Origin of the sequence: Paraburkholderia sp. GAS82 (assembly GCF_050436285.1) — a bacterium.
Taxonomy (GTDB): Bacteria; Pseudomonadota; Gammaproteobacteria; order Burkholderiales; family Burkholderiaceae; genus Paraburkholderia; species Paraburkholderia phenazinium_B.
Genome location: NZ_JBNDLX010000002.1, coordinates 186,027 through 204,894, shown reverse-complemented (window position 1 = coordinate 204,894; position 18,868 = coordinate 186,027). Strand labels below are relative to the sequence as shown.

Below are 18,868 nucleotides of genomic sequence, written 5' to 3'. Positions count from 1 at the left end.
CGTGCGTACTGGTCAATGTAGTGCAAAGATCGCTTGCCCGCCGGGCAGTAACGAACACTACGCACGCGCATGCGCCAGTCGCGCGGTTCTGGACCAGATAAATGTAAAGTCTGCAGCAAACGCTGTGCCAGCGGCTATAGCTGCCGCGAAAACGGAGGGAAGTGCGAGTACTCAGGGAGCGCGTCGGTGCCGCAGGTTTTCTGGTCCGCGGCCGGCGTGTAAATCGGGTGAGCGCCCAGCGGGTTTTACACGAAACGGATTTCTGCGGCCGGTACCGTTAACAATTCACGATGCCGGCGGGTCTGATTATGGGCGCATCCTGGTGCGCTGGTCCAGTTGCGTTACGAGCCGAGCAGTCCGGCCGCGATGTTGACGCATAGGCCTAGCACGGCCACGTTGAAGTAGAACGACAGGATCGATTGCGCCAATGCGGCACGCCGGATCGTGCGCGATCGCAGCACCACATCCGAGGTCTGGGACGCCACCGCGATGGTGAACGAGAAGTACAGGAAGTCCCAATAGTTCGGTTCGAGCTTGTCATCCGGGAATAGCAAGGCGCTTTCGTGCGCGTCCGGAGTGTAGTAGAGGCGTGCGTAGTGCAGCGTGAAAATGGTCGGAATCAGGAACCATGCGCCGAACATGGTCAGGCCTGTGAGCAGGTAGTGCGCGAGCGTCGACGCGGCGGCGAGATTCTTTGCGGATGCCAGTTCGAGGACGATGGCCGCGATGCTCGCCAGCGTCGCCAGGCAGATGACGAACAGGACGACGCCGGCATTTTCGTCGTCGCGTTGCGCGAATTCGCGGACGTCGTGTTCATCTGCCTTGGCCATATGCAGCCAGATGAGCACGAGGTACAACCAGACTGTGATGTCCCATCCAGCCAGCACGCGCACCATCGGCCGCATGTGGGCGGGCACCACCAGCGCGCCGATGATACCGATTCCAAGCGCGACAACCATGCGTGGACGGTTGCGTAGAACCTGCGGGTAAAAATTCGTTGGCATGTGCGGTATCAAGCAGGATTGAGGGTGGCGGATTCTACCTTGAGCTTCCGGCGCCAATTGTCGAATGCTCGTGAGGCAGCTATAGTCTGTCGCAACGGCCTTGCGCCGGGCTTTCACTTTGTCATTTCTTTTCATATCGCAGCAGCATTAAGACGAGACCGCTTAAGCGGCGCAGACCAGGTTTGGGGCGGGCGACCGGAACAACTTGCAGGGTAGGCATGCCAATACCCGCAATGTTGGCCGGTTGAAAATCGATTCATCATCTGTGGAGCCGCCATGACAGATGTCCAACATAACGATAAAAATCATGCGCACCCCAGGGTGACGTATGTCCAATCAGCCGGCCGCCGAACGTGGCTGCTCGGCGCATGCGCAGCGGCTGCTGCGCTGGCGTTCACGAGCGCTGGACGCTTCGGGATGTCATTCGGCATTCCTTCCGCCTTTGCCGACGCGCCCGCAGGCGGCGGACTCGATGCTTTCCTTGCGTTGTCCCAGCATTTAACTGCTCGAACCAGCTTCAACCCGGTCCTCGCCAAGCGTGTCTACGATGCGTTAGTCCACGCTGACGCCCAGTTCCCGCAGAACGTCAGCGCGCTCAATACGTGGCTGCAAGGTCACGGCGGTGTGCCATCGGACACGGTCACGCAAGCGCTGCAGACCGATCAACCGGTGCTCGCGAAGACGGTGAGCGCCATCATGCGCGCGTGGTATCTCGGACTTGTCGGCGAGATGCCGCATGTCCAGGTGGTGGCCTACGAAAGCGCGTTGATGTTCGATCCGGTCAGGGACGTGTTGACCATTCCGTCCTATTGCCGCGACGTGCCGTTCTACTGGACACAAAAGCCAGCCGGCGCTTGAAGCACAGCATGCCTCTCGAACGTGTCGTGGCTCGCGTCGTCTGCGACTGCGGCATGCATAAATAAGCAAGCAGCAACAGAGGGCAACAATGGCAAATTCCAATTCCGCCGACGTCGTTGTAGTCGGCTCGGGCGTTGCGGGTGGTCTGGTCGCGCATCAGATGGCACTGGCCGGCGCTTCGGTGATCGTGCTCGAAGCCGGGCCGCGTATTCCGCGCTGGCAGATCGTCGAGAACTTCCGTAACTCGCCAGTCAAAGACGACTTTGCGACACCTTATCCCTCCACGCCGTACGCGCCGCATCCCGAGTATGCGCCGGCCAACAACTACCTGATCCAGAAAGGCGAGTATCCGTACAACTCGCAGTATGTGCGGCTGGTGGGCGGCACCACCTGGCACTGGGCGGCTGCCGCGTGGCGCCTGCTTCCCTCGGACTTCCAGTTGAAGAAGTTATACGGCGTGGGCCGCGACTGGCCATATCCGTATGAAACGCTGGAACCCTGGTACTCCGCTGCTGAACTGCAGCTTGGCGTGTCGGGTCCGGACAGCAGGATCGATCTCGGCTCGCCGCGCTCGAAGCCGTATCCGATGAGTCAGTTGCCGTTGTCGTACATGGATCAGCGCTTTAGCGACGTGCTCAACGCGCAAGGCTTCAAGGTGGTGCCCGAGCCGGTGGCGCGCAACAGCCGGCCCTACGACGCTCGCCCCACCTGTTGCGGCAACAACAACTGCATGCCGATCTGCCCGATCGCCGCCATGTATAACGGCGTGGTGCATGCGGAGAAGGCCGAGCAAGCGGGGGCGAAGCTGATCCCGGAAGCCGTCGTGTATCGCGTCGAAGCGGACAACAGTGGGCTCATTACCGCGGTCCACTATAAGGATCCGAACGGCAACAGCACCCGCGTGAGCGGCAAGCTGTTCGTGCTCGCGGCGAACGGCATCGAAACACCCAAACTGATGCTGATGTCGACCTCCGATAAGTTTCCGCACGGCATCGGCAACAGCTCCGACCAGGTGGGCCGCAATCTGATGGACCATCCAGGCACGGGTGTGACTTTCCTTGCCAACGAACCGCTGTGGCCGGGACGCGGGCCGATGGAAATGACCTCGGTGGTGAACTTCCGCGACGGCGCGTTCCGCTCCGAATACGCAGCGAAAAAATTGCATCTCTCCAACGGCGTGCCGACGATGGCGGTCACCGCCGGTCTGATCAAAAAAGGCGTGACGGGCGCCGAACTGGACCGTGAGATTCGCGACCGCGCGGCGCGCACGCTGAACATTAACAGCTTCCACGAGCATCTGGCCGAACCGCAGAACCGTATCGTGCCCTCCGCGGATCAAAAGGATTCGCTCGGTATTCCGCAGCCCGAGATCTACTACTCGATCAACGACTACGTAAAGAAGAGCGCAGCCAACACGCATGAACTGTATGCGCAGATCGCAGCGCTGTTCGGCGGCACCGAGGTCTCGTTCGACGACACCTTCGCGCCGAACAATCACATCATGGGCACCACGATCATGGGCAACGATGCGGCGGATTCCGTCGTCGATGCGGATTGCCGTACGCACGACCATTCGAATCTGTTCATCGCGAGCAGCGGTGTCATGCCCACGGCTGCCTCGGTGAACTGCACGCTGACGATTGCGGCCTTGTCGCTCAAGCTGGCCGACAAGCTCAAGCATGAAATCTGAACCGAGCCGGAGAGCCACAATGACGAACAAAACGTCTCGCGTGCAGCCGGCCGGTTTGCTCGCACAGCGCGTGCGCCGCCGCCGTATCCGGATGGCGACGCTTGCCGCTGCTTTCTCGCTGTTTGCGATGTATCTCGCGTGGGACAACGCCTATGGTCCGCCGGTGCGTCGCGACGACGAATCGCCGATTACCCAGGCGATGGCCGATGACTCGCCGTCATCCGGGGACGCCGCGCCGAGCGGGACTGCATCCTCCGATCCGGATCTGGTGAAGCGCGGCGAATACCTCGCGCGTGCCGGCGATTGCGTGGCGTGCCACACGGCCGATAAAAGCCGCCCGTTTGCCGGCGGTTTGCCGATTGCCACACCGTTCGGCACGATCTATACGCCGAACATTACACCGGACCCGGACACCGGTATCGGCCAGTGGACCGACGCCGATTTCCAGCGCGCGATGCATGAGGGCATCGGCAAAGGCGGCGAGCGGCTCTATCCGGCATTCCCTTATGCCGAGTACACGAAGGTCACCGGGCAAGATGTGCAGGCGATTCGCGCCTATCTGAACACGCTGCCGCCTATCCATTACGCGCCGCCGCGCAACGAAATGCGCTTTCCGTTCAACCAGCGCTGGCTGATGGTGTTCTGGAATATGTTCAATTTCACCGAAGGGCGCTTCGTGCCCGATCCCAGGCAGAGCGCGGAATGGAATCGCGGTGCTTATCTGGTGGTAGGGCTCGCGCACTGTGAGGAGTGCCATACGCCGCGCAACATCCTGCAAGGACTGAAGTCGACCGATCGCTTTTCTGGCGCAACCCAGGCCGGCTGGCACGCATTCAATATCACGCCGGATAAAAATAGCGGCATCGGAAACTGGAGCGACGATGATCTGGTCAAATACTTGTCGACGGGTGTCGTGCCGGGCCGTGCAAACGCGGCGGGACCGATGGGCCAGGTCGTCGAGGACAGCACGCAGTATCTGACGCCTGAAGATCTGCGTTCGATCGCGACGTACCTGCGTTCAGTTACACCGGTGAGCGGCGGCGAAACGCATCCGCGCGACCAGCTGGGTACGCCCGCCAGCGACGTGACCGCGCTGCGCGGCACCGAGGTTACCGGCGTGAACGGCGCGCAACTGTTTGTCGCCAACTGCGCGTCGTGTCATAGCTGGACGGGGCAAGGTACCGGCGCGAGTGCGCCCGGGGCGTATCCTTCGCTGCTCCACAACTCGACGGCCGGCGCGAACGATCCGGCGAATCTGGCGATGGTGATCCTGCACGGCGTCAGCCGCACGACGAAGCAGTCCGATGTGCTGATGCCGGCATTCGGCGGAGAACTTACTGACGATCAGGTGGCGGCGATCACGAACTATGTGACGAAGCAGTTTGGTAACCCGCAAGCCACATTGTCCGTCGATCAGGTGGCGAAACTGCGGGCGCAGCAACAATGACCGTTCAGGTCTGAAAATTGCGGTGCAGTCCGGGATGCCTTTCCGGGTTGCATCGCTGATCCAACAAAAAGCAGACCGCGGCAGGTCATGCCGCGCAGCAACCGTTTAAGAAAAGATGGAAAGCGCGCATACGCACTTTGCGTTCGCGTTCTATTATGGTCCCCATGACTCCTGCAATCGTTACTACCGTCGAGCATCACGACGTCAACCGCACCGGCCGCGACTTTGTCGTGGGCGATCTGCATGGTTGCGTCGACGCGTTGCGTTATCTGTTGCGCGAGGTGGAGTTCGATCCGTCGCGGGACCGGCTGTTTTCGGTTGGCGATCTGATCGATCGCGGCACCCAGTCCGAGGAGGCGCTGGCGTTACTCGACAAGCCCTGGTTTTACGCCGTGCTCGGCAATCACGAAGACACGCTGTGTGCCGTCGCCGAAGGGCGCTTGCGCCGGCAGTGGTGGTACGGCATTGGCGGCACCTGGGCGGCGGAATTGCCGGATGAGAAGCTGCGGCACTACGCGCAACGTTTGTCCCGTTTGCCGCTGGCACGCGTGGTCGGCACCGGCCGCGAGCGTTTCAATGTGCTGCATGCGGAATTCTTCGGTACAGACACCGATCTCGACCTCGCCGACTTTTCCGCCGACGAACGGCAGCAAATGCTGTGGGGGCGCCGGCTTGCCATGGGCAACGGCGACCCGAGCCGGCAGCGCAGTCTGTCGCTCACTTACTGCGGCCACACGCCGATGCGTGAAGTTCAGCAGATCGGTGCGCAGGTGTTCATCGACACCGGGGCGTTCGGGCCGGGCGGCAAGCTGACTTTGGTCGAGGCCCGCAAGATCGAGCGCTGGTCGGTGACTGTCGAGACGGCGCGCGCCGTAGGCGCCGCAGCGCTCGCGTTGCCTTGAGCGGACCGCTTTAGCGGTCGCTCCTATCCCACCTGATTCAGTTCGAACACCATATCGACGGCGTTGCCGTTCCAGTTGTATTCCAGATAGGCCGCGTGGTGGCAGTCTCGCAACAGCGTGGTTCTGAACGCCGCGAGACATTCTCCGCCGGGATCGCGTACGGACGGATAGGCGATTCCTGGCGCACCCGCCTCGCGTATTGCGCGACCTGCCGCTTGCCCGGCGCTGTAGTCGTGCGGTGATAAAACCGCGGGATCTAGCGATGCGTCGCCGCGCAGATCAGCCACCTCGCCACCCGCGATCACCGTGTATAGACGCATCTGCTGACGCGTCGGCGCCTCGGCGGTAGCCGCGAGGAATTTGCCGGTGTGATAGCGCGTCTCCGCGATCGCGGTGGCGCGTGAACGGGCGCAGTAGAACACGCCGTAGCTGCCGTCCGAAAAGCGGCTGCCAAGCGGATTCAGATGCGTGAACGCGGCCATGATCGGCCCATATCCGGGACCGAAGCGTCGTTCCTCGCGCGGCACCAGATCGAGTTCGCCGACTTCAGTGCGTAAGCGGTCATTGGTCATTGCCTCGAGCGCGTAAAGCGCGTCGAAGTCTTCGGGAGAGGCGACCCGGTCGTACAGATTCACCGCGGGGAAGCGCGTCGGAATGACGCGATACGCGGGCGACCAGTCGAGCGGCGTCACGCGCCAGCGGTCCTGCCAATACAGTTCTGTCACGCCCAGCCGCCTCGCATCGCATCGAGATATTGGCGCACGGCGACGAGGTCGCTGATATTGCCGGCGAGCATCCGGTCGAGCGCGCGGCGGCCGCCGAACGGCGCCGCGCTGTTGGGGCGCTTGATCCAGCCGTCGGCTGCGGCGGGCTGCGGCAACAGGATCTGCAATGCTTTGTAAATGCCGAGCAGCAGCGAAAGCCGTTCGACGGTGTCGCGCCCCACCCGTGCTGTTTGCGGCTCGGCCTTCCATTTGAAGAACGTCGAGCGTCCCGGCGAGCCGAGCAGGATGATCTGCTCGTCTGTGCTCAGATCCCAGTCGCGCGCGATCTTGAAGAAGGCGCGCAGGCCCGCCGCCGACATTTCGGTCAGCGAGGGTTCCGTGACGGGCCGGCGTAGCGGCGGATCGTCGGGGGTGAGACGGGCGGCGTGAGGCATGTGGTCTGGTCCTTATCTGTACTTTGTATCAATATTAGTCCAGATATGGATTATTGCAAGGATAATTGGGTATAATCGCGTCCCAACAAGCGAACGGGATGACGAGGAGCGGCGGGCGATGTGGGTGCGAGCAGTGGCGGTAGCGGTGGTGGCAGTAGCTTGTGGTGTGGCGACGGCGCAAGCGCAGGCGGCCCAGTATTCGGAGGTGTGGAATCCGCCTGAGGCGGCGCATCCGGTAAAGCGGGCCAAGGGGCGTACGGCTGTGCCTGTGGATGCGAGGAAGGGCGTGACGGCAGGTAAGGGACACAAGGCGGTGCCTCTCAAAAAGGTGGCGTCGGTCCATGCTGCTCCTGGAGCCAAGACGCACCTCGCGCGTCAAGCGACGTCCCCCGTGAGGGTCGCTGCAAGTGCAGGTGCATCCGGTAGGTCTGCACATGCTGGAACTGTACGGATGGCTGGCGCCAGGAGCGCATCGCACAAGCCGGTCAAGACGGCGCGCTCCGGTGGTGGGCATGTGCAGATGGCGGCAGTACATCCCAAGGCGATGCCGCGCAAGCAGCAGAAAGTCGCTGCAAAACCAGTTTCGACACAACCGGCGTCCACAATGGCGGGCGTCGCGCCGAGACCGGCACCTGCGCAGCCGGTTGCCACGATGGCTGATACGGCGGCAAGACCTGTAGCCCAGAGCAGCAATCTGCCGCCGATCCTGCACTGAGTTCGTGTGGTTGGAGTGGGCTTGCTCTTTGGCCTGGTGCCCGAGCCGGCGCTGGTGGCGAGTACTTTTACCTGGCGTTCTAAACCCCACTTCCCAACCCACCGGCCAGCAATCTCAGCGTCTCCACCGATCGCGCGTCCCGCAACCGCGAATGCAGTGTGACGCGCGATTCCGGCAACGGCGGCAAGCCAAGCCTCTCACCGACGTCGATCAACCTCCGCGGGGCCACCCGTCGCGCCAACGGCGCCACAGCCAGACCGGCCGCCGCCGCTGCGCCGACAGCAGCCACTCCACCGCCAACAAACGCTTCGCGCCACGCGATGCCCGCTTCGTCCAGCGAATGAATTGCCACAGCGCGCACATTGCACGGCGCAGTGAGTAGCGCGAGCGGCAGCGGCTCGCCGACCCGCAACAGCCACTCCGGCGCCGCGAGCCAGCCGAGTGGTTCGCTGGAAAGCACCGTCGCATCGTCGCGCGGCGCATCCTCAGGCTCGTAGCGGACGATCACCGCGTCGAGCCGTCGCTCGTCGAACTGTGCCAGCAGTGCCGACGACATGCCCAGATGCAGTTCGATTACCAGCCCCGGATCGTAGCTGTTGAGCTTTGCCAGCAAGTCCGGCAGGTCTCTGCCGGCGACATGCTCGCTCAACCCCAACGCCAGCCTGCGCCGTTCCACCGACAACGAACCAAGCGCCCGTTCATGTGCGTTCAGCAGATCGCGCGCGGCCATGAGAAACGCGTGGCCATCCGCGGACAGCCGTACGACACGCGGCGTGCGTTCTACCAGCTGCTTGCCTAGATGCGCCTCCAGCCGCTTGAGCTTCAGACTTACGGCCGACTGCGTGGTATCGAGCGCATCCGCCGCGCGAGTGAAGCTGTGCAGATCGGCGACCAGAACGAACGCGCGAACCGCATCGAGATCGAGTACTTTCATTTCAATTGAAAATATATGAAATAGCCGATGATGTCTGTCAATTATGATCGATGCGGCCTAAGCTGTGTACTCAATCTTCATCGAAAGGAGCTTTCATCATGCCGTTCACCCGAATTGCTGTCCGCGCCGGCAAGCCGGCGGCTTACCGGAAGGCCCTCACACAAGGCATTCAACGTTCGTTGATTGAGGTGTTCAATGTGCCGGAGGACGACTTGTTCATGGTCGTCACCGAGCACGATGAGGACAACTTCTTTTATGGCAAGCACTACCTGGACATCAACCGTAGCGACGATCTCGTGCTGATCCAGATCACCGCGAACAATACGCGCACCGTCGAGCTGAAAAAGGCGCTGTACAGGCGGATCGCGGAGCTTCTGGCGGAAAGTCCAGGCGTGAGGCCGGAAGACGTGTTTGTGAATCTCGTCGACGTGCCGAAGGAAAACTGGTCGTTCGGTAATGGGATTGGGCAGTACGCGACTTAGGATCGAGCTGTTTGGCGATCCTGGCGCATAGGATGGCGAATCGATTTGGGTGCGACCCGGCTGTTTGCGGGCTATGTAGCATGACCGGAAAGAGGCTATGCCTCTTTCCTCTACCTGCTGTGAGCGGCTGCGCCTGCTGTGATGGCGGCGACCTGACCCCGACGGTCAGCGCTGCCGCGCCGTCACACGCTATCGTTGTTCAAAAGAACCGGCGGCGCCAAGGTGTTTTGAGTTTGCGACAGCGGCGCGGCACTCGGAGAGTCGTAGCGACCCGCCTTCCAACGCGCACGAATGAACGGCCGATCGTGGCCGGATACCTTGAGGGCAATGTGCGTCACCCAGCGCTGTGTCGGCACATGGACGCCGTGCAGTCCGACCGTCAGCATCATGAGGCTGACAGCGACGGGCACCGCGGACAAGCGGCCCGGCTCTGCATCCCACGACCAGCGCACGAACAGCAGCGCGGTCACCGCACCGACTATACAGCCGGTGATCGCCTCAGAAGGCGAGTGCGCACTCAGCACCACACGTGACATCCCTACCGCGATGCCCGCGACCAGTCCGAGCAACACGCCCACAAGGCGAAACTTGGGCCGTGCGGGCAGCAGCATCAGGAACAGGGCAACCGGATAGACGGCGGTGGACAGCATGGCGTGACCGCTCAGGCCGGTGAAATCCAGTTCGCGCACGCCGACGCCCCAGCCGAGAAAAGCCAGCTTGGTGACGGTCACGACGCCGATTGCCGCACTCAGCAGCAATAGCCAGCCCGCCGCCATGCGCCACGAGTAGCCGAGCGCCAGCCACAGCGCGATCGCAATGGCGAGCGGCAGCGTCAGGCCGGCGCCGCCGAGGCTGGTGATCGAATACCAAAGGTGATAGGACAAGTCAGGCATGGAAGGGAAACGTGGTAAGCGCCGCGTAGAATCAGGACCGTAGTTATATTTAACGCGCCAGCCGTCCATCTGGCCGACAAGGATCAAGACAGGGTTTACGTGTTCAATCTATCTGACTGTCAGTATAGACGGGAGTGCCCGACGGAGTTTGCAGGGCGGCCGTTTGGCGCCGTTTTGGCGGGAGGCGCCGATCTGCCGGTTACTCCTGCTTACGTATGAAACCCTGGGCAAAAAGTCTTGGCAATGCGCCGTACCACCGCGGACAGCCAGACACTGCGTGACTGCGAGCCCGGAAATAGGGATGCGCCAGGCGTTCGGCGCAGCATCGGAATTGGTGTTATTGTGCATTGCACAACGACCTACGGTTCGAACCTGAGGTTTTGTAGAACAGTATCGGTCCCTTTTTGCGAGGTCACCATCCGATGGCAAAAAGTCTGACGAAAATCTGGCTCGGCGGTCTGAAGCGTCTAATGTCGATTCAGGCCAAACACGCGCGCGACGTCAAGCGCACGGCCGCGCGGCCAACCCGGCCGACGGGCAAAGTGTCCGCCAAGCTCAAACCGGTCAAACCCGTACCCACACTGCGTACGCCCGCCAAACGCGAGACGCCCCGGCCGGGCGCGCGCGAATCGCGTGTGCGTCCGCGGGCAGCCGCCTGGGCGAGCGGATCGTGGACGCGCTCGTTCCATTCGGCGCCGGCTGCGCCGGGGCGCCTGGTCAATCATCTGCAATATGGCTTGTATGTGCCGCCGGGGACGCCGTCTGCGCCGCTGCCGCTCGTTGTGATGCTGCATGGTTGCAAGCAGTCCATCGACGAATTCGCCGAGGGCACTCGCATGAACCTGCTCGCCGATCGGTTCGGCTTTGCAGTGGTGTACCCCGAGCAGTCCAAGCATGTCCACGCGCACCTTTGCTGGCACTGGTACGACGCCAGTGACACCGCCGGCGGCGCCGAGGCGCGCGCCGTGGTGTCGCTGGTCGACGCGCTGGTCGCCGAACATGGCTTCGATGGTGAGCGCGTATATGTGGCGGGGTTGTCGGCGGGAGCAGGGCTGACGGCCTTGCTCGCGACGCACTATCCCGAACGGTTTGCCGCGGTTGCGATGCATTCTGGACCGGCGTTCGGCGAGGCCCGCTCGGGGATCGCGGCAATGGACGTCATGCGGCGCGGTACACGGCACGACCCGATCGTGCTGGTCGACGAAGCTGTCGATGTCCGAGGTTTTCCCGGTATGCCCGCCGTCATTGTCCATGGCGACGCGGATCATGTGGTCGCGCCGGCCAATGCGGAGCAGTTGACGGCCCAGTTTCTGCGCCTGAACGGGTTGGTGGATGCCGAGGGCAAGCTCATAGCGGGTGAAGAGCGGGAGGAGCGCAAAGCGGGTGTCGTGACGCGCGACTATATCCGGGGCGGACGGCGCGTGGTGCGTATGTGCCGCGTTCAGGCTCTGGGTCATGCGTGGAGCGGTGGCGACGACGCGGTGCCGTTCCATTCGTCCAAAGGACCCGATGCCACCGCGCTGATCTGGGAGTTTTTCAAATATCAGCGACGCGCGACGGCGACTCGCGAGACCGAGCGTGTTTCCGTGGGAGCCGCGTCGGGACGGGCTTAGCGGGAAAAAGATTGAAGCCGGAGAGCAGTAGAGCAACACCTCGGAAAAGATATCTTGGCAGGGCATAGGGTTTTCCCTATAATACGGGTTATCCACTAGGAATTAACCCTAGATCACTGTCCGAGGTTCACCATGTATCTCTTGACCCGCTTGTTCCTGTTCCTGACGAAATCCGCTGACCAGATGGCCAAAGAGCGTAGCGACGCTTACCTGGCTGAAGCCACGGACCTGTACGACCTCGAGTTTCGTATGCGCAAGCTCGACCGTGAAGCCGCGACGCGTCACCCGGCGTGGATGACCCAGCACTAAGCAGGCTGTAGGTAGCTTTACCTGCGTTACTGTGGTTCGATCATGTGAGTGCTTACTAGCGGGTGAATCGCCCGAGTGAGTTACTTGCCGAATCGGGCCAAGGTCCGTTCACGCGCTTCCGCGTGATCGATGATCGGCGCCGGGTAGTTTTTTCCAAGCGTCACCCCGAAGTCCGCCAGACGTTCCACGCCAGCCAGCCAGGGCGCGTGAATCCACTTCGGCGGCACGTTCGACAATTGCGGAAGGTAGCGTTTGATAAAGCGCCCTTCCGGATCGAATTTCTCCGATTGGGTCACCGGGTTGAAAATCCGGAAGTACGGTTGCGCATCGCAGCCCGTTGACGCCGCCCATTGCCAGCCGCCGTTATTGGCCGAAAAATCGAAGTCGTTCAATTGCTCGGCGAAATAGCGCTCGCCGAGGCGCCAGTCAATTCCCAGATCCTTCACCAGAAAACTCGCCGTTACCATGCGCAGCCGGTTGTGCATGTAGCCCGTCTGGTTCAGCTGCAGCATGGCTGCGTCGACCAGAGGGTAGCCGGTGCGGCCATCGCACCATGCTGCAAACGCGGCGTCGGCTTGCGGACCGGTTTCCCAACGTAATTTGTCGTACTCGGCCTTGAATGCCGACCCGCTCGATAGCTTCGGGTGATACGACAGGATCATGAAATAGAAATCCCGCCAGATCAGCTCAGAGAGCCATGTCGCCGCGCCTTGTCCGTCCGGCTGCAATGAGATCTCGTGCGCGAGCCGCGCCAATGTGCGGATCGACACGGTACCGAAACGCAGATGCATCGAGAGATAACTCGGACCCTTTACGGCCGGGAAATCGCGACGTTCGCCGTAGCCCGCGATCCGGGTGAGGAAATCGTCGAGCAGATGCTGGGCGCCGCTCATGCCGGTAGGCAATTTCAGTTCGGCGAGATTGCTGGGCGCGAAGCCCAACTGTTTGAGCGTGGGCAGGCCGCGATCCAGCCCAGTCGGCGGAGCGGCCAGATGCGCCAAATACGTCTCGACTGGATACGGCTTGAGATCGAAGGCGTTGAGCTGCTTCAACCACGCATTCTTGTACGGTGTGAACACCGTGAACGACTTGCCCTGTCCCGTGAGAATCTCGTTGCGTTCAAAGATCACCTGATCCTTGAACGTGATCAACTGGCGACCCTGCTCGGCCAACTGTTCGTGTACCGCTTCGTCACGTTCGATCGCAGCGGGTTCGTAATCATGGTTCGTGAAGACCGCTTCGACCTCGAGTTGCGCCGCCAGTGCAGGAACCGCATGGCGGGCATCGTCATGCAACACGATCAGGCCGCCGCCATTCTGACGCAGCGCCTGATCGAGTTCCTCCAGCGCGGCGCGAATGAATTCGACGCGCCGGTCTTCGGGTAGATGATCCGGCCGGCGGCTACGCCATGTCTCGATGATCGGCTGCAGGATCGTCGTGTCGAATACGAAGACGCACCAGACCCGTCGGCAATGCTTCAGCGCGTAGTAAAGCGCGGCCTGGTCCGTGCTGCGAAGATCGCGGCGAAACCAGACGAGGCCGGTGTCGAATTCGTTATTCAGGCGTCGGACGCGCGTCATGAGTATCGATTGATGGAGTGGGAGCGCAGTCTCAGGTCAGGCGACCTGCAAGCGCACGTCAACATTATTGCGCGTGGCGTTCGAGTACGGGCAGACCTGATGCGCCGCGTCCACCAGTTCGCGGGCCGCTTGGGCCTCGAGACCCGGCAGTGACACCCGCAGTTCGATGTCCAGTGCAAAGCCGCCATTGTCGTTCGGGCCTACGCCGACATCTGCCGTGACCGTCGTGTCCGCGGGCAACGCCTGCTTGCGCTGACCGGCGACAAACTTCATCGCACTAAGAAAGCAAGCCGAGTACCCGGCGGCGAAGAGTTGCTCTGGATTCGTTCCGACCGCGCCATTGCCGCCCAGTTCGCGCGGCGCAGCCAGCTTGACATCCAGAACCTGATCCGACGATACCGCGCGGCCATCGCGTCCACCCGTGCTGGTTGCCGTTGCCTTGTAAAGTACGCTCATTTCGCTGCTCCTTGGTTTGGGTCGGAAGATTGCCGCGCTTCGCGCTGACCATCGTCGAATCGGCATGCTATAAAGATAGCTCACTAATCATTAGTGTGCAAACGAAATTGCAAATGAAAATGATAGCCTGCCCTGCAGGTCGTGCGAACTAGTGGTCGAGATAGTCGTTGAGCGTGCCACGCAACTGTGTCAGATCGTCGCGCAACTGGATGAGGAATTCCGGGGACTGTTGCGTAGCGCAGAAAATATCGGCGGGCACGTCGCGCGCCATGCGTTTGAGCGCCGCGCCCTGCTTGGTGAGCCGGATATAAACCAGCCGCTCGTCTTCGACGCCGCGCGTCCGCTCGAGATAACCCTGCGTTTCGAGCCGTTTCAACAGCGGCGTGACGGTGGCGGAATCGAGATTCAACCGCGCCGCGATGTCCTTCACGGTCACATCGTCGCTTTCCCAGAGCACCAGCATGGCGAGGTACTGCGGATAGGTTAGCCCGAGCTTTTCGAGCAACGGCTTATACGCCTTCGTCATGGCGAGCGAGGTCGAATAGAGCGCGAAGCAGAGTTGCTCGTCGAGCGTAAGCGGAAGGGCGGGGCGTTGGGTCATGACGCGGCTCAGTCAAAAGGATGCACGCAAATGGATTGCGCACAAAGCAATTGTGACGTAATTCCGCCGTGCACGCAGCATGCGACCGGCTAAGGACAGCAATCCGGGCGCAGCGCGTAAAGATAAGACTTCAGCTAGCCGGCGTGGTGGGCAGATCAGGCGTGTCGGACGTTTGCACCCCAAAACATCCGCGATAGGTAGCATAGAAGGAGCAGTAGAGCATCGTCGTGACGATGATCGTGGCCGGCATCAGCGCGGCGACTGCGAAATCTCCCGCGCCGAGCGCCTGCATGAGCGCCGTCAGTCCGAACGAGACGGTAGTGGCCACCGCAAACCACAGCGCGCCAAACACGATAAAGGCGCCGCGGTTGCGCCAGCAACTGACGATGCTGAAAAACATCGCCTTGACGGGCGACACGTCGTGCCACGCAGCGAGGATCGGCGCGAACCAGAACAGCATTGCCACCGGAATATAGAAGACCAGCGCTGCAAGGAAGCCCATCGTGATGTTGCTGTTGACGATCGTGTCCGGGTCCATCGTCGTCGTGCCCAGCATGACCTTGAGCAGCATGCCGTCATCGGCGAGCGCCGAGCCGGCCAGCACGAGCGCCATCGCGACGAGGTACAGCACCCCAAGCAGAAGCAGGCGTTTGGCGACGACCGAGCCGTACGAGCGAAAGCCGTCTACCAGAATGGTGGGAAACACCGGTTTGCCCGCGATCGTGTCGCGGCAGGCGGCCATAAAGCCCACCGCGACGCCCGGAATGAACGCGAGCGGCAGCACGCCGCCGACGTAAGGAATCTGCGCGACCAGCGTCATCACCAGCAGATACGCAAAGAACAGCGTCAGGAAGGCGAGCGGGTTCTTGCGAAACAGCCAGATACCTTGCCGAAACCATACATAGCCGGTCTTCGCGGGAACTTCAATTAGTTGCATGAGGTATGGATGCCTGGAAGTGCAACGCCGGAAAGGCGTTCGCGCAGAATGCGCTCGAAATGGCCCGGGTCGTGCGGCTTGAGCAGTTCGGCCGCACGCGGCATATGAAAATCATACAGGCGCGAGACCCAGAAGCGGTACGCGCCCGCGCGCAGCATGTCGCCCCAGTGACGGTTCTCTGCGGGGGTAAACGGCCGTACAGTCTGATAGGCGCGCAGCATCGCCTCGACGCGCGCGTCGTTCAGCTTGCCGGTCGTCAGATCGACACACCAGTCGTTGACGGTTACCGCCACGTCGAACAGCCATTTGTCGCAGCCGGCAAAATAAAAATCGAAGAAGCCGCCCAGACGCACTGTGTGCCCGCTGGCCGGCGCCGCGTGGGCGAACAGCACGTTGTCGCGGAACAGATCGCAGTGGCACGGACCTTCGGGCAGTGCGGCGTAGTCCGCTGAGGCGAAAAAAGCCTGCTGGTGCGCGAGTTCTTCGCTGAGCAACGCACGCTGTGCGTCGGTGAGGAACGGTAGCACGCTCGGCACGGTTTCCTGCCACCACGAGAGGCTGCGCAGATTCGGCTGATGACGCGGGTAGTCGCGCCCCGCAAGGTGCATGCGCGCCAGCATCTGACCGACCTCGATGCAGTGCTCGACGCCTGGCGCCAGTTCCGGTCCACCCTCAAGCCTGGTCACGATAGCGGCTGGCTTGCCGTGCAGCATGCCGAACAGGTCGCCGTCTTCGCGCGGCATCGGGTCCGGCACCGGCACCTGGTGCGCGGCCAGATGCTGCATCAGGTCGAGGTAGAACGGCAGTTGCCCGGCCGTCAGCTTTTCGAAAATCGTGAGGACGTATTCGCCGCGCGTCGTCGTCAGAAAGAAGTTGCTGTTTTCAATACCCGAGGAAATGCCGCGAAACTCGACGACTTCGCCGAGATCGTAATGTCGCATCCATTCAGCCAGTTGGGGTTCGGTGACAGCAGTGAAGACAGCCATGCGGGAAACGTCGGATCAGGTGGTCGGGCTGGCGCGGTGCGGCCAGTGCGGCAAGGTATGGGTAATCAGGGCAAGCGGGACAAACCGGTTGAAGGCCCGGGCGCCAGGCCGCGGGCGATTCACTGCATGCAAGCGGAGCCACCCGCGCTCCGCTGCTGGGCCGCACTCAAACGATCGATTAGTAGCTCAGGCTCATGGACGGCAGACGCGTGCTCGGATGGCCGCTGTTGTTTGCGGTAGGCGATGTGTCGAGCGGTGCGCCCATGTGATAGCTCGTGCCGAAATTCGAATGCACGTCGATTTCTACCGGCTTACCCTTGTCGCGATATTCGGTAATTTCAGTGCCGTTCGGGCTCTTTTCGTAGAAACTCGGCAGCCGCGGCTGGTTGATTTCGACCTTCGAGCTGACCTCAGCGGCCGGACGGTTGATCGCGGCCAGGTCAGGCAGCCCGGCCTGTTCATTGGCGGACAAGGGCGGGCTGGCGGGCGGCGTTGCGTCTGCGGGCTGGGCAGCCATCGCGGTGTTGCCGATGGCGAGCGCCAAAGCAACGGCGACGGGAAGGAGCGGCTTCATGGTCATTCTCCAATAAGGTGCCCCGATTCTAGCAAATCCAGCCTTGCCCACGCGGAGCGTCAGGCTTATTTTGCGCCGCTTTCGCGCTTCGTGTGCGCGGCATGCGCTCAAACGTGCCGACGCCCGCTGGTCCGTCCCCGGATGACCAAACGGTCAGGTTTCCGTGGTAATGTGGATTCATCACTCGAGGCGAACGAAGATGAACAACAACACCAATCAGCGCGCGGTGCAGACACCCGCCAATGACTTCCCGACCGAGGCCTTCGACGACGCTGCGGATGCCGTGACTCACCTGTCTGCTATCTACGAAGCCAACACCTCATTCCTGCGCGATGCCTTCGCGCGTTACCGGCGTAATGAGCTGTTCGAGCGCCGGGTGCGTGCGTGTTACCCGTTTGTCAGGGTGTCGACCGAGGTCAACACGCATATCGATTCGCGCCGGTCCTATGGCTTCGTGGCTGGCCCGGGCGTGTTCGAAACTACCGTGACGCGGCCCGACCTGTTCGGCAACTATTATCGTGAGCAGCTGCGTCTGCTGGCGAAAAACCATCACGTGCAGATCGAAGTGGGCGTGTCGGATCAGCCCATTCCGGTTCATTTCGCCTTTGCGGAAGGGATCCACCTCGAAGGTGACCTCGATCGCGAGCGGCTGCTTGGCATTCGCGATGTGTTCGATACGCCAGATCTGCGCTTTCTGGACGATCGCATTGTCAACGGCACCTACGAGCCGGGGCCCGGCGAGCCGCATCCGCTCGCGCTGTTCACGGCCGCGCGGGTCGACTTCTCGCTGCATCGGCTCAAGCATTACACGGCGACGTCGCCTACGCACTGCCAGAACTACGTGCTCTACACGAACTACCAGTTCTACATTGACGAGTTTGTCAAACTCGGCCGCACGATGATGGGACATACGGACGACGAAGAGTTGCGCGCCTATCGCAGCGAATACACGTCGTTCGTCGAGCCGGGCGACGTGATCACCTACAACGAGAATCTCGGCGAACAGGCCGTCGAAGGCACGGCACCGCCGCGCTTGCCGCAGATGCCCGCATACCATCTGAAGCGTGCAGACGGCAGCGGCATCACGATGATCAACATTGGTGTGGGCCCGTCGAACGCGAAGACCATTACCGATCACATCGCCGTGCTGCGCCCGCATGCGTGGGTCATGCTTGGCCACTGCGCCGGCTTGCGCAACACGCAGCGTCTGGGCGACTACGTGCTGGCGCACGGCTACGTGCGTGAAGACCACGTGCTCGACGACGATCTGCCATTGTGGGTGCCGATTCCTGCGCTCGCAGAAGTGCAGGTGGCGCTGGAGCGGGCGGTCGCGCAGGTGACGCAGCTCGACGGCGTCGAACTGAAGCGCGTGATGCGTACTGGCACGGTGGCGAGCGTCGACAACCGCAACTGGGAATTGCGCGATCACCGCGAACCGGTGCAGCGTCTCTCGCAGAGCCGGGCGATTGCGCTGGACATGGAAAGCGCGACGATTGCCGCGAATGGCTTCCGGTTCCGCGTGCCTTACGGCACCTTACTTTGCGTCTCGGACAAGCCCTTGCATGGCGAACTGAAGCTGCCGGGCATGGCCGACCAGTTCTATCGGGCGCAGGTGGATCAGCACTTGCAGATCGGCGTGAAGGCGATGGAGTTGTTGCGCATGAACGGTCTGCATCGTCTGCATAGCCGCAAGCTGCGCAGCTTTGCTGAGGTGGCCTTCCAATAACC

The 18,868-nt window shown here is 61.8% G+C and carries 20 protein-coding genes; 9 read left to right on the top strand and 11 right to left on the bottom strand.

Annotation, left to right across the window (positions count from 1 at the left end):
* Window positions 1-341: 341 nt before the first annotated feature.
* Window positions 342-1,004, bottom strand: a complete 663-nt coding sequence (locus tag P3T17_RS07305) for a DUF1345 domain-containing protein (protein WP_074266583.1) — start codon at window positions 1,002-1,004, stop codon at window positions 342-344.
* A 276-nt stretch (window positions 1,005-1,280) separates the two neighbouring features.
* Here P3T17_RS07305 and P3T17_RS07300 point away from each other — a divergent pair, with 276 nt between their 5' ends.
* The 4 genes from P3T17_RS07300 (at window position 1,281) to P3T17_RS07285 (ending at window position 5,901) form a co-directional block, all read left to right on the top strand.
* Window positions 1,281-1,862, top strand: coding sequence for a sugar dehydrogenase complex small subunit (locus P3T17_RS07300; protein ID WP_429405746.1), 582 nt, complete (start codon window positions 1,281-1,283; stop codon window positions 1,860-1,862).
* A gap of 88 nt (window positions 1,863-1,950) precedes the next feature.
* Window positions 1,951-3,552, top strand: a complete 1,602-nt coding sequence (locus tag P3T17_RS07295; protein WP_429405744.1) for a GMC family oxidoreductase — start codon at window positions 1,951-1,953, stop codon at window positions 3,550-3,552.
* Window positions 3,553-3,571: 19 nt separating this feature from the next.
* Complete coding sequence (locus P3T17_RS07290; RefSeq protein WP_429405742.1) at window positions 3,572-4,999, top strand: c-type cytochrome; 1,428 nt, start codon at window positions 3,572-3,574, stop codon at window positions 4,997-4,999.
* A 164-nt stretch (window positions 5,000-5,163) separates the two neighbouring features.
* Window positions 5,164-5,901: a metallophosphoesterase gene (locus tag P3T17_RS07285; RefSeq protein WP_083611770.1), complete on the top strand. Its 738-nt coding sequence runs from the start codon at window positions 5,164-5,166 to the stop codon at window positions 5,899-5,901.
* A gap of 23 nt (window positions 5,902-5,924) precedes the next feature.
* Here the strand turns inward: P3T17_RS07285 and P3T17_RS07280 are convergent, their stop codons facing one another.
* Both P3T17_RS07280 and P3T17_RS07275 read right to left on the bottom strand, forming a co-directional pair.
* Entirely contained in the window at window positions 5,925-6,626 is a 702-nt protein-coding gene (locus P3T17_RS07280; protein WP_429405740.1) for an RES family NAD+ phosphorylase, read from the bottom strand.
* Window positions 6,623-6,985: an MbcA/ParS/Xre antitoxin family protein gene (locus tag P3T17_RS07275; RefSeq protein WP_143787722.1), complete on the bottom strand. Its 363-nt coding sequence runs from the start codon at window positions 6,983-6,985 to the stop codon at window positions 6,623-6,625. The genes P3T17_RS07280 and P3T17_RS07275 overlap by 4 nt, the downstream gene beginning before the upstream one ends.
* A gap of 526 nt (window positions 6,986-7,511) precedes the next feature.
* Here P3T17_RS07275 and P3T17_RS07270 point away from each other — a divergent pair.
* Entirely contained in the window at window positions 7,512-7,775 is a 264-nt protein-coding gene (locus P3T17_RS07270; protein ID WP_429405738.1) for a hypothetical protein, read from the top strand.
* Window positions 7,776-7,854: 79 nt separating this feature from the next.
* On the opposite strand, the gene P3T17_RS07265 is transcribed toward P3T17_RS07270, so the two are convergent.
* Window positions 7,855-8,709, bottom strand: a complete 855-nt coding sequence (locus P3T17_RS07265) for a LysR substrate-binding domain-containing protein (RefSeq protein ID WP_429405736.1) — start codon at window positions 8,707-8,709, stop codon at window positions 7,855-7,857.
* Window positions 8,710-8,807: 98 nt separating this feature from the next.
* Between P3T17_RS07265 and P3T17_RS07260 the strand changes: the two genes are divergently transcribed.
* On the top strand, window positions 8,808-9,191 hold the full coding sequence (locus P3T17_RS07260; protein ID WP_429405734.1) for a tautomerase family protein: 384 nt from the start codon (window positions 8,808-8,810) through the stop codon (window positions 9,189-9,191).
* A gap of 182 nt (window positions 9,192-9,373) precedes the next feature.
* On the opposite strand, the gene P3T17_RS07255 is transcribed toward P3T17_RS07260, so the two are convergent.
* Window positions 9,374-10,084 carry a phosphatase PAP2 family protein gene (locus P3T17_RS07255; RefSeq protein ID WP_074269233.1) on the bottom strand — a complete coding sequence of 237 codons (711 nt, stop codon included), beginning with the start codon at window positions 10,082-10,084 and terminating at the stop codon, window positions 9,374-9,376.
* 422 nt (window positions 10,085-10,506) lie between these two features.
* Here P3T17_RS07255 and P3T17_RS07250 point away from each other — a divergent pair, with 422 nt between their 5' ends.
* Window positions 10,507-11,697: an extracellular catalytic domain type 1 short-chain-length polyhydroxyalkanoate depolymerase gene (locus P3T17_RS07250; RefSeq protein WP_429405732.1), complete on the top strand. Its 1,191-nt coding sequence runs from the start codon at window positions 10,507-10,509 to the stop codon at window positions 11,695-11,697.
* Between the two features lie 132 nt (window positions 11,698-11,829).
* Window positions 11,830-12,006, top strand: coding sequence for a DUF3563 family protein (locus tag P3T17_RS07245; RefSeq protein WP_074266570.1), 177 nt, complete (start codon window positions 11,830-11,832; stop codon window positions 12,004-12,006).
* A gap of 80 nt (window positions 12,007-12,086) precedes the next feature.
* Here the strand turns inward: P3T17_RS07245 and P3T17_RS07240 are convergent, their stop codons facing one another.
* From P3T17_RS07240 to P3T17_RS07215, 6 genes are all read right to left on the bottom strand, one after another.
* On the bottom strand, window positions 12,087-13,586 hold the full coding sequence (locus tag P3T17_RS07240; protein WP_429405730.1) for a cryptochrome/photolyase family protein: 1,500 nt from the start codon (window positions 13,584-13,586) through the stop codon (window positions 12,087-12,089).
* Between the two features lie 36 nt (window positions 13,587-13,622).
* Window positions 13,623-14,042, bottom strand: a complete 420-nt coding sequence (locus P3T17_RS07235; RefSeq protein ID WP_429289416.1) for an organic hydroperoxide resistance protein — start codon at window positions 14,040-14,042, stop codon at window positions 13,623-13,625.
* A 148-nt stretch (window positions 14,043-14,190) separates the two neighbouring features.
* Entirely contained in the window at window positions 14,191-14,643 is a 453-nt protein-coding gene (locus P3T17_RS07230) for a MarR family winged helix-turn-helix transcriptional regulator (RefSeq protein ID WP_074266567.1), read from the bottom strand.
* 130 nt (window positions 14,644-14,773) lie between these two features.
* A complete protein-coding gene (locus P3T17_RS07225) occupies window positions 14,774-15,580 on the bottom strand; it encodes a BPSS1780 family membrane protein (protein ID WP_429289414.1) in 807 nt (268 codons plus the stop codon).
* Window positions 15,571-16,566: a homoserine kinase gene (locus P3T17_RS07220; protein ID WP_429405728.1), complete on the bottom strand. Its 996-nt coding sequence runs from the start codon at window positions 16,564-16,566 to the stop codon at window positions 15,571-15,573. Before P3T17_RS07220 ends, P3T17_RS07225 begins: the two co-directional genes overlap by 10 nt.
* A 178-nt stretch (window positions 16,567-16,744) precedes the next feature.
* The gene (locus tag P3T17_RS07215; protein ID WP_074266564.1) at window positions 16,745-17,140 is read right to left on the bottom strand and encodes a hypothetical protein; all 396 of its coding nucleotides are present in this window, start codon (window positions 17,138-17,140) and stop codon (window positions 16,745-16,747) included.
* 199 nt (window positions 17,141-17,339) lie between these two features.
* Between P3T17_RS07215 and P3T17_RS07210 the strand changes: the two genes are divergently transcribed.
* Complete coding sequence (locus tag P3T17_RS07210; RefSeq protein ID WP_074266563.1) at window positions 17,340-18,866, top strand: AMP nucleosidase; 1,527 nt, start codon at window positions 17,340-17,342, stop codon at window positions 18,864-18,866.
* Window positions 18,867-18,868: the final 2 nt, after the last annotated feature.

Coding starts and splice junctions, on each gene's coding strand:
- P3T17_RS07230 (WP_074266567.1), bottom strand. CDS start 14,643: ATGACCCAACGCCCCGCCCTTCCGCTTACGCTCGACGAGCAACTCTGC.
- P3T17_RS07260 (WP_429405734.1), top strand. CDS start 8,808: ATGCCGTTCACCCGAATTGCTGTCCGCGCCGGCAAGCCGGCGGCTTAC.
- P3T17_RS07305 (WP_074266583.1), bottom strand. CDS start 1,004: ATGCCAACGAATTTTTACCCGCAGGTTCTACGCAACCGTCCACGCATG.
- P3T17_RS07235 (WP_429289416.1), bottom strand. CDS start 14,042: ATGAGCGTACTTTACAAGGCAACGGCAACCAGCACGGGTGGACGCGAT.
- P3T17_RS07290 (WP_429405742.1), top strand. CDS start 3,572: ATGACGAACAAAACGTCTCGCGTGCAGCCGGCCGGTTTGCTCGCACAG.
- P3T17_RS07210 (WP_074266563.1), top strand. CDS start 17,340: ATGAACAACAACACCAATCAGCGCGCGGTGCAGACACCCGCCAATGAC.
- P3T17_RS07275 (WP_143787722.1), bottom strand. CDS start 6,985: ATGTCGGCGGCGGGCCTGCGCGCCTTCTTCAAGATCGCGCGCGACTGG.
- P3T17_RS07300 (WP_429405746.1), top strand. CDS start 1,281: ATGACAGATGTCCAACATAACGATAAAAATCATGCGCACCCCAGGGTG.
- P3T17_RS07250 (WP_429405732.1), top strand. CDS start 10,507: ATGGCAAAAAGTCTGACGAAAATCTGGCTCGGCGGTCTGAAGCGTCTA.
- P3T17_RS07240 (WP_429405730.1), bottom strand. CDS start 13,586: ATGACGCGCGTCCGACGCCTGAATAACGAATTCGACACCGGCCTCGTC.
- P3T17_RS07255 (WP_074269233.1), bottom strand. CDS start 10,084: ATGCCTGACTTGTCCTATCACCTTTGGTATTCGATCACCAGCCTCGGC.
- P3T17_RS07225 (WP_429289414.1), bottom strand. CDS start 15,580: ATGCAACTAATTGAAGTTCCCGCGAAGACCGGCTATGTATGGTTTCGG.
- P3T17_RS07215 (WP_074266564.1), bottom strand. CDS start 17,140: ATGAAGCCGCTCCTTCCCGTCGCCGTTGCTTTGGCGCTCGCCATCGGC.
- P3T17_RS07245 (WP_074266570.1), top strand. CDS start 11,830: ATGTATCTCTTGACCCGCTTGTTCCTGTTCCTGACGAAATCCGCTGAC.
- P3T17_RS07220 (WP_429405728.1), bottom strand. CDS start 16,566: ATGGCTGTCTTCACTGCTGTCACCGAACCCCAACTGGCTGAATGGATG.
- P3T17_RS07285 (WP_083611770.1), top strand. CDS start 5,164: ATGACTCCTGCAATCGTTACTACCGTCGAGCATCACGACGTCAACCGC.
- P3T17_RS07265 (WP_429405736.1), bottom strand. CDS start 8,709: ATGAAAGTACTCGATCTCGATGCGGTTCGCGCGTTCGTTCTGGTCGCC.
- P3T17_RS07270 (WP_429405738.1), top strand. CDS start 7,512: ATGGCTGGCGCCAGGAGCGCATCGCACAAGCCGGTCAAGACGGCGCGC.
- P3T17_RS07295 (WP_429405744.1), top strand. CDS start 1,951: ATGGCAAATTCCAATTCCGCCGACGTCGTTGTAGTCGGCTCGGGCGTT.